Source organism: Mycobacterium angelicum, assembly GCF_002086155.1.
Taxonomy (GTDB): domain Bacteria; phylum Actinomycetota; class Actinomycetes; order Mycobacteriales; family Mycobacteriaceae; genus Mycobacterium; species Mycobacterium angelicum.
In genome coordinates this window covers 1-515 of sequence record NZ_MVHE01000258.1, presented here as the reverse complement: position 1 = coordinate 515, position 515 = coordinate 1, and the positions used below count along the sequence as shown (strand labels likewise).

At 63.5% G+C, this 515-nt stretch carries 1 pseudogene; it reads left to right on the top strand.

From position 1 onward, the window contains the following. Positions 1-515 (top strand): annotated as a pseudogene (gene pknE, locus BST12_RS29285) (serine/threonine protein kinase PknE); the annotation flags it as partial.

The following is a 515-nucleotide window of genomic DNA, read 5'->3' as shown; positions in this document are numbered from 1 at the left end:
GCCCTGGTTGTGGGTTGGTGTTGCCGTCGCCGTCGTGGTGGCGCTGGCGGGCGGCCTGGGTATCGCGCTTGCCCATCCGTGGCGGTCATCTGGACCCCGCACGTCGGCACCGCCGCCACCGCCGCCCGCAGATGCGGTCGAGCTCCGCGTTCTCAACGACGGTGTCTTTGTGGGTAGCTCGGTGGCGCCGACAACGATCGACATTTTCAACGAACCCATCTGTCCACCCTGCGGCAGTTTCATCAGGTCGTATGCGAGCGATATCGATACCGCGGTGGCCGACAAGCAGCTGGCGGTGCGCTACCACCTGCTCAACTTCCTCGACGACCAGTCGCACAGCAAGAACTATTCGACGCGAGCGGTGGCCGCCTCGTACTGTGTAGCGGGGCAAAACGACCCGAAACTCTACGCCAGCTTCTACTCCGCCCTATTCGGCAGCGACTTTCAGCCGCAAGAGAACGCCGCATCGGATCGCACCGATGCCGAACTGGCACATCTTGCTCAAACAGTCGGCG